We start from the raw sequence: 7,665 nt of genomic DNA on the forward strand, positions 1-7,665 counted from the left end.
CCATCAAGCCAAATATCGAGTCGAGAAAGCCTTGCAGGGCGCGAAGAGGGAGTTTGAAAATACCTTTAACCATCAGCGCTGTTTCAATGGCACCATCGGTAAACGTAAAGCCTCTGCCTCGTTTGCCATGATGCTTTTTGCAGTGCCAGCCCTGGATAGCGGCGTCATCAACCCAAAAGGTAATCGAACCACGGTTAAGTAATGCCTGATTGTATTGCTTCCAGTTGCTGATTTTGTACTTGGCTTTGCTCATCATCGGTGACCTGTTTTGAGGCTTTGATGATCTGATCGCCGCTAGAGTGATAAGTTCAATGATTTAGGAAACAACGCCGCTGCTATCTATAAATTATCAGACACACAAATTAAAAAAGCAGAACCAAATGATAAAGAATACCCTGAATTCAGATAATAAGTGCAACACTCATGGTTAAACTGGCGAGAGGAAGTCAACTGCTGATAGTGGTACGCTTCTCATCGCCAAAATCAAAACGTGATTATCATGAGTTACCAGCAGTTGACCGAAGGACAACGATACCAGATTTCTGTCCTTTTGGCCCGTGGCTGTTCACAAACAGTCATTGCCGAAACCCTTTGTAAGTCAAAATCAACAATATCGAGAGAGCTAAGTAGGAACCGATTACCAGACGGCCGTTACGAGCCCGCTCAAGCTCAGCAGCTAGCGACAAGTCGACGTATACATGCCGACAAAAGGCGCATACCTTCGATGACAATCGACTTTGTTGAACTCTGCCTGAACGTTGATTGGAGCCCAGAGCAGGTTAGCCATGTGAGCACTCGGTTGGGCATGCCTGTCAGCCATGAATGGATTTATCAATATGTGGCAACGGATAGAGCGGCTGGCGGCAAACTGTATAAGTCATTGCGTCAAGGGCACAAACGCTATCGTAAGGGCAAAACAAGCAAGCGCTGCGTGATACCAGACCCCGTCTCTATCGATGAGCGACCAGCCATTGTTGATACGCGTGAGCGCTTTGGTGACTGGGAAATCGATACTGTTTTGGGCAAACACGGCACAGGCGCGCTTGTCACCATTGCTGAACGAACCATTCGTTTTTACTTGGTAAAAAAGGTGAGCAGCAAAAGCGCTGATGCTGTTCGAGATGCCACCATTGAGCTACTTCGACCGTACGCCGCGCATGTGCACACAATCACCGCGGATAATGGTTCAGAATTTGTCGGACACAAGGCAATAGCCGAGGCATTAGAGACAGAGGTTTACTTTGCTCACCCTTATGCATCCTGGGAGCGAGATTTAAACGAAAACAGTAACGGGCTGCTCAGGCAGTATATTCCCAAAGGCACTTCTATTTTCAGCAAGTAACTGTTATTACGACTCTCCTTCCTGCCCCTGATGTTCAAAATTTTCAATCGCATAACTCTCAATAATTTACTTATATTAAACCAATGCCTTATAATAAATGTTGCAATAAATAACGCGTACATGACAGAGCGAAATAATCGTAATTCCTGATGAATTAAAAAAGACCCCCACTTTAAAAAGTGGGGGTCTTCATCAATCTGAATCCACCGCATTAAAAATGCAGTGGATTTATATCAAAGGACGGTAAGCTCAACTAGCAAAYTGCGTCTTCTGCAGCATGAACTTCAGGAACGACCGTGTTAGTAATACGAGTACCTGCTTGACCTGCTAGTGCTTCTAAAGCGAGCGTTAAGTCCGCGATTACGCCTGTCGATTGAGGTACCGCTTCTGCGTAGTTAACGATAGCATCCACTTTAGGCTGCATTGAGCCTTTATCAAACTCATAAGTTTTTAACTCATCGCAGCTGACCGTATCCAGTTTGTACTGATCCGGTTTACCCCAGTTAATGAAAATGCCGTCACCATCGGTCAGGATCAGGAAGTAATCGGCAGCGATTTCACGTGACAACAAAGATGCGGTTGCATCTTTATCGATCACACAATCGATATTGCTCATTACGCCATCACACTCAGCGACAGGGATACCGCCACCGCCACAACAAATTACAATGTTGTCTTGCTCTAACTCGTGCTTGATAGCCTGGCTCTCTTGCACTTTTTGTGGCTGCGGAGACGCCACCACGCGACGGTAGTATTTGCCATCGGCGCGAACTTCCCAGTTGTATTGCTCTGCTAGCTTCTGCACTTCTTCTTGGCTGTAAACCTGGCCAATGAATTTTGTTGGGTCATTAAACTCTGGACTATTCGCATCGACTTCAACATGGCTAAGAATAGAGACAATATTCTTCTCTGTACGCTTACGTAATTCTTGCACTAGCATTGTGGCGATCATTCCCTGAGTTTCTGCCACTAAACAGCTTAATGGATAAGCCGGTACAGACTCCTGGTACGCTTCATTTTGCTGACTCAATAGACCAACTTGAGGGCCGTTACCATGCACGATCGCGACACGATATTTTTCGCTCAACTTAGCGATCGACTCAGCCGCTACTGCAACGCTGCTTAATTGATTTTCGTATGATGGAGTTTGTCCACGACGTAATAAAGCATTACCACCTAAGGCAACCACGATAGTTGGTTTCATAAATTATACCTATTGTTTTAAATGTTGGAATGTGAACGCTAATCTGAATAGCGTATCTTTTCCGAATAAATGCCTTGCTGAATGAACGTGTTCAGCAATAGCAAGCACCTGAATGGTGCTTGCGTATAGCACGTTTTAACGAGGGTTTTTGTTTGCGGTCATCGGTGCAGATCCACTGCGACACAATAAGAAGTAACCTAAAGATGCAGTTAAAATAGAATCAAGAGAAGGGATACCAGTAAGAGTAAACATACCATTCACGGTAGCAAAACCAACCAAAGAACCAAGACCCCAAGCAACGAAAGTCATTGGCTTGATAGCACTCTCTTTTTCAAGTAGATCTTGGTCATAACCTTGTTGACGGTTCATGAAAAAGTCCGCAATGTAGATACCTGCAATAGGTGGTGTCGCAATACCTAAAAATAGCAAGAATGGAATAAACCACGCCATGATCTCCATACTACCTAGAATAGTTGCGAGAATACCTAGCACGACGGTAATTTTCCATTTAGCGATTTTATTAAACAGCGTTGATACCACCAGTGTTCCTTGGAACATGTTACCAGCATTACCTGTCACACAAGCAAAGACTAATAATACTGCTGCAGGAAGTGTCGCACCAATGACTGCCATTGCACCTAGCAATGAACCTTCTGAAGTGAGAGCACTTGGTACTGTGCCAACAAAGAATAGTACTGGATAAGCAAGGCCAAACGTCAATACACCAGCCATAACTGCATGCTTACGATTGTGCACGAAACTACCAAAATCTGGTGCCGTAGCAACCAAAACGATGATGGTACCAACAACAGAAGAAACGGCAGTCCCAAATGGTAGTTGTGCTAGTTTTTCTGTTGCAGAAACGCCACTGTTTGTCGCAAAGAATAGCACAACAAACATCAACACAACGATTACTGGTACCGCAACTTTCGATACTTTACCCAATATTTCAAAACCAAACGCGGTAGAAGCAACGAAAATAACACAACCAATAGCAACCAATATTGGAACAGGAATAGATAACCCAAAGTCAGCCAATACATCATGCACACTGTGGCCGAACATATTAGCGGTTACTGTGATCCAACCAAATAAGCTGATTGCCATAATAATATTAATTGCAATCGCTCCTTGGTTACCAAAAGAGAATTTGACAATACCGTAGGTTGGCAATCTTGCCTTTTCTCCGATAGAGATATTAATTGCCGCAAGCACTGTTAAAATCAAACTACCGCAGGCAATAATTAACGCAGCATTACCCAGCTCTAGTTGGCTACCCAAACTAGACGAGGCTAGCAATACCGGGGTAATCAAGATACCAAGTAGTATCATGGCAAGTTGAATACCAGAGGCAGTATTCGGTGCGTCATCGCTCTTTCTGTTGTTACTCACAATTCATGACCTTTTATGTCGTAGACTATTATGGTCTCCAGTCATCTCGTGGTAGGGATTAGCAATTAAGCTAACGAGATGACTGGAGAAAGTTGGTTAAACCGTTAGCTCAACGTTTCGGTGTACTTGCGCCAGCCACCGGTATGAGTGATTTCACGCTGTCCTTCAACTAGAGATGGCTCACCTAGTACGCCTAGTACTTCGCTACCATCAGCAAGAATAACCTTACCGATTGAAAGGCCTGCCGGCTCATTCATAAGTACAGTGGCAAAAGCTTCCATCGGTAGTGACCAGATTTCTAGGTCAACGGAGTTGTTTTCTTCGATGGTGCGAATCATCGCAGGATGATCATCATTAATTGACCACAGACGGTAGTGTTTATCTGTCACGTCTTCACGAACAAACTCGCCGCCAACATTTAGTAGGTTTGGGTTGAGTTTTAGGCCGCGCATTAAAGTACCATTAACGGCAAGTAGTGTAGTTTTAGTTGTTGACATGATTCTCTCCAAAAAGCCCAGCGCACTGGGCAAATAAAAATTAATTAACTGTGTTTTATCGCCAAGGGCTTGCAATAGTGAGTTCGCTTTCGCTATTAAGCCACTTGTAGTCCGTTGCCATGCGTGTTCACAATGTCCCAACCACGCTCAATCAGGACATTCCTACCGAGGGCAAGACAGCTAACGGACGTTTAGTCATAATTATTCTTCTGACGCACGCTGAGCTTTTAATGCAAGCAGCGCATCAACAAAACATTGCATCGGTGCACTTGTGATACCTGCACCAATCTGACCAACACCCGCCTGTTTGTGCGCAATACCGGTATTGATAATCGGCAGTACCCCGCTATCTGCGACTTTGCGAGCATCAATCCCCGCCGCAGTTGGAGCAAAGTTAAGAGCCGGTAGAGTAAAGGCTGGGTTATTACCAATAGTAATTGACTGCATTGAACGGCTGTTATTCGTTGCGTCATCTGGCGTACCACCAACAAACTTAACGATTGCTGGAGAAGATGCCATTGCAAAACCACCAACACCTGCGGTTTCAGTGATCGCACTGTCACCCAAATCCGCAGCGGCATCCTCAACGCCGTAACCCGGGAAGAACAAACCATTCACCGGGTTAGCTGGTGCTTGGAACCATTGAATTCCGGTGCCTGAGAGTTGAATACCAAAGTTCACACCGTTACGAGCCATCACTGTAACCATGGTACTGTTTGGCACACCCTCTGCGGCTTTCATCATGCTCTTACAAGCTGCCATAGAAAGGTTAAGGAAGAAGTGGTCATTACCCGTAACAAAGCTCATTACACGTTTAAGCACATCTTGCTCTAGATTCGCTGCGATTAATGCTGGGACCAGGTGCTTTAACAACAAGCCGGTTGCGGCTGCATTGCGGTTATGTACTTCATCACCCATATGTAGCGCTTGCGCCATGATTGGCTTAAGCTCTAGACCGTTAATTTCGCGTACTGCGGCTTGCATCGCTTGAGCGAGTTCTGTTCCCATCCACTCAAGACGCTCAATAACTTCGCGGCTGTTCGCACCAAAACGAAGAACTTTACCTAAGCCTTCATTAAAGTTACAGAATACGCGCTGAGTGCCCTCTTCGGTCTGGTTTTCAATAACCCACACAGGCATAGAACGACTGATGATACCGGCCATTGGACCCACTGCGTCATAGTGATGGCACGGCTCAAATACAACCTCTCCAGAGTTGATCATTGATTGGGCTTCATCAATATCCTTAGCCCATTTTTCAAACACGATTGCGCCAAGAATCGCGCCTTGCACAGGCCCACACATGTCATCCCACGCAATTGGCGGACCTGCATGTAGAATAAGCTTACGTTCAGCGAGTTCAGGGATCGCTTCTCCTGCCATCATGACATCGACCAATGTTGGCTGCGCCGCTAAATAACGTCCTAGCGCAACTTGGTTCGCCTGTTCAATCTGAGAATCATTAATAAGTTCTGCGAGAGCTTGACCGCCATTAATGTCGCCATTTGCAGGTGGCTGCCAGTTAATAGAAACTGCGCTGCTGCCCGCGCGTTCGATGTTAGTTGCAAAACTGGTTAATCCAGCGTTAAGGACCGTCAGCTTTTGATTGAATAATGTTTTCACTCTGCTCTTCCTTATTAATTTTGCTCGTTAATAATAAGTGCAGCAAACTGTGCCGCTTGTGCGTTGCAATCAGCAATGATGATGCCTTGGTCGGCTAGCATTTGGCTGATTGATTCACGTGACTGTGGATCGACGTCGGTACCACAAACATGAGCGATAAATACCGGAAGTTGCTCTTGTTCTCTCTTCAGATTTTCAAGTTCTGAAATTAGCTCATCCATCGGCTGCTCTGATGCACCGTAACCTAATACGACATCAAACAAGACAACGGCAGTTTCTGGATCACGTGCCTCTTGTACAATGCGTTGGTTGCGCAACGTTGGGTCAATCATTGGATGTGGACGACCTTGCGTGAAAGCATCGTCACCCATATCAACGATTGTGTGCTCTTGGCTATTCCAGATATCATTTAGTACAGCGTAAGTTGCAATCGGTGTGTTCGAGTAACCAGTAATTCCAGCTTCATGGCAAATAAGCTGCGCTTCAAAACAGAATGTACCGCCAGCAAAAACACCACGTACATAACGCTGCTCTTTGCCTAATCTCATCGCGTGGTTAAGCACCAAGCTTTGAGCTTCTGCTGTTACCTCTTGAGCTGGGCTAGCTTCTTGACCATTCAGCAATGCCACAGCCACTTCAGCAGAGTGAGCAAGTGTCTGTGCTGGATAAACACCATCACTCTGGATACTATCGCTTGGTGCGCCTAAGAAATGCACAACAACTGGCTTTTCAGTTAATTGAGCAACTTTCAGAATTTTCTCTGCAATCTCTTGCGCTGGTGGCTTAGAAATAAGCACGATAACTTTGGTTTGCTCATCTTCAATCAGAGCTTGCAACCCAGTAAGCATCGAAATACCACCGATGTCTTGGTGTAAATCGTGACCACCGGTACCCAACGCTTGTGAAATACCAAAGCCAAGTTGGTGTACACGACACGTTGCTTCTTGCAATCCAGTACCAGAAGCCGCAACAATACCGATTTCACCTTCACGTACAACGTTAGAGAAACCTAGCGGTGTACCATTGACGATCGCAGTACCACAGTCTGGTCCCATAACCATGAGGCCTTTCTTCTGGGCTAGCTGTTTGATTTTTAGCTCATCTTGCAAAGACACATTGTCGCTAAACATCATTACGTTCAGGCCAAGATTCAGCGCCTTCATCGCTTCTGCTGCTGCGTATTCGCCAGGAACTGAAATCAGCGCGAGGTTTGCGTCTGGGTTTTGTTCTAGACCCAAAGCAAAGCTTGTTAAAGGCTGTTCAAAGTCGTTTTTGGAACCTGATTCGTTAGAGTGAGATGTCAATTGCTCTTGCGCCAATTCGATGGCTGCATTACATGCTTCTTCTTCACCTTTTACAGCAATAACTAAATCGTTGGGCTTAGCAGTAATATCAGAACCGAAGCCGGCATCTGCCATACGGCTTAAATTCGCTTCAGTGCCCATTACTACCGATGCATCTTCTATTCCATCGATTTTATTTAATTGTGCTGATAGTTGCATCAAAGACACAGAGTCCTGATACATATTTTCAAATGCTTTATATTTAACTGTCATAAATAACCACTTTGTTTCTTAATCAATAACTGAATAATGATTAATTAGACT

At 45.1% G+C, this 7,665-nt stretch carries 6 protein-coding genes and 1 pseudogene; 1 reads left to right on the forward strand and 6 read right to left on the reverse strand.

Annotated elements, in window-relative coordinates:
• A partial coding sequence (locus tag BZG77_RS13735; protein WP_198532429.1) for a transposase occupies positions 1-253 on the reverse strand: 253 nt, incomplete at its 3' end.
• 246 nt (positions 254-499) lie between these two features.
• Here BZG77_RS13735 and BZG77_RS13740 point away from each other — a divergent pair.
• Positions 500-1,330: pseudogene (locus BZG77_RS13740) on the forward strand (IS30 family transposase); the annotation flags it as partial.
• Between the two features lie 265 nt (positions 1,331-1,595).
• Here the strand turns inward: BZG77_RS13740 and BZG77_RS13745 are convergent.
• The 5 genes from BZG77_RS13745 to fdrA all read right to left on the reverse strand — a co-directional run bounded on the left by BZG77_RS13745 (position 1,596) and on the right by fdrA (position 7,614).
• Positions 1,596-2,546 carry a carbamate kinase gene (locus BZG77_RS13745; protein ID WP_077647647.1) on the reverse strand — a complete coding sequence of 317 codons (951 nt, stop codon included), beginning with the start codon at positions 2,544-2,546 and terminating at the stop codon, positions 1,596-1,598.
• 135 nt (positions 2,547-2,681) lie between these two features.
• Positions 2,682-3,938 carry a cytosine permease gene (locus tag BZG77_RS13750; protein ID WP_077647648.1) on the reverse strand — a complete coding sequence of 419 codons (1,257 nt, stop codon included), beginning with the start codon at positions 3,936-3,938 and terminating at the stop codon, positions 2,682-2,684.
• A gap of 104 nt (positions 3,939-4,042) precedes the next feature.
• Positions 4,043-4,510 (reverse strand): allophanate hydrolase-related protein, encoded by a 468-nt coding sequence (locus BZG77_RS13755; protein WP_241844161.1) that lies wholly within the window; start codon positions 4,508-4,510, stop codon positions 4,043-4,045.
• A gap of 126 nt (positions 4,511-4,636) precedes the next feature.
• The gene (locus BZG77_RS13760) at positions 4,637-6,058 is read right to left on the reverse strand and encodes a DUF1116 domain-containing protein (RefSeq protein ID WP_077647649.1); all 1,422 of its coding nucleotides are present in this window, start codon (positions 6,056-6,058) and stop codon (positions 4,637-4,639) included.
• A gap of 14 nt (positions 6,059-6,072) precedes the next feature.
• The gene (gene fdrA / locus BZG77_RS13765) at positions 6,073-7,614 is read right to left on the reverse strand and encodes an acyl-CoA synthetase FdrA (RefSeq protein WP_077647650.1); all 1,542 of its coding nucleotides are present in this window, start codon (positions 7,612-7,614) and stop codon (positions 6,073-6,075) included.
• Positions 7,615-7,665 lie beyond the last annotated feature (51 nt).

Source organism: Salinivibrio sp. IB643, from assembly GCF_001996105.1.
GTDB classification, from domain to species: domain Bacteria; phylum Pseudomonadota; class Gammaproteobacteria; order Enterobacterales; family Vibrionaceae; genus Salinivibrio; species Salinivibrio costicola.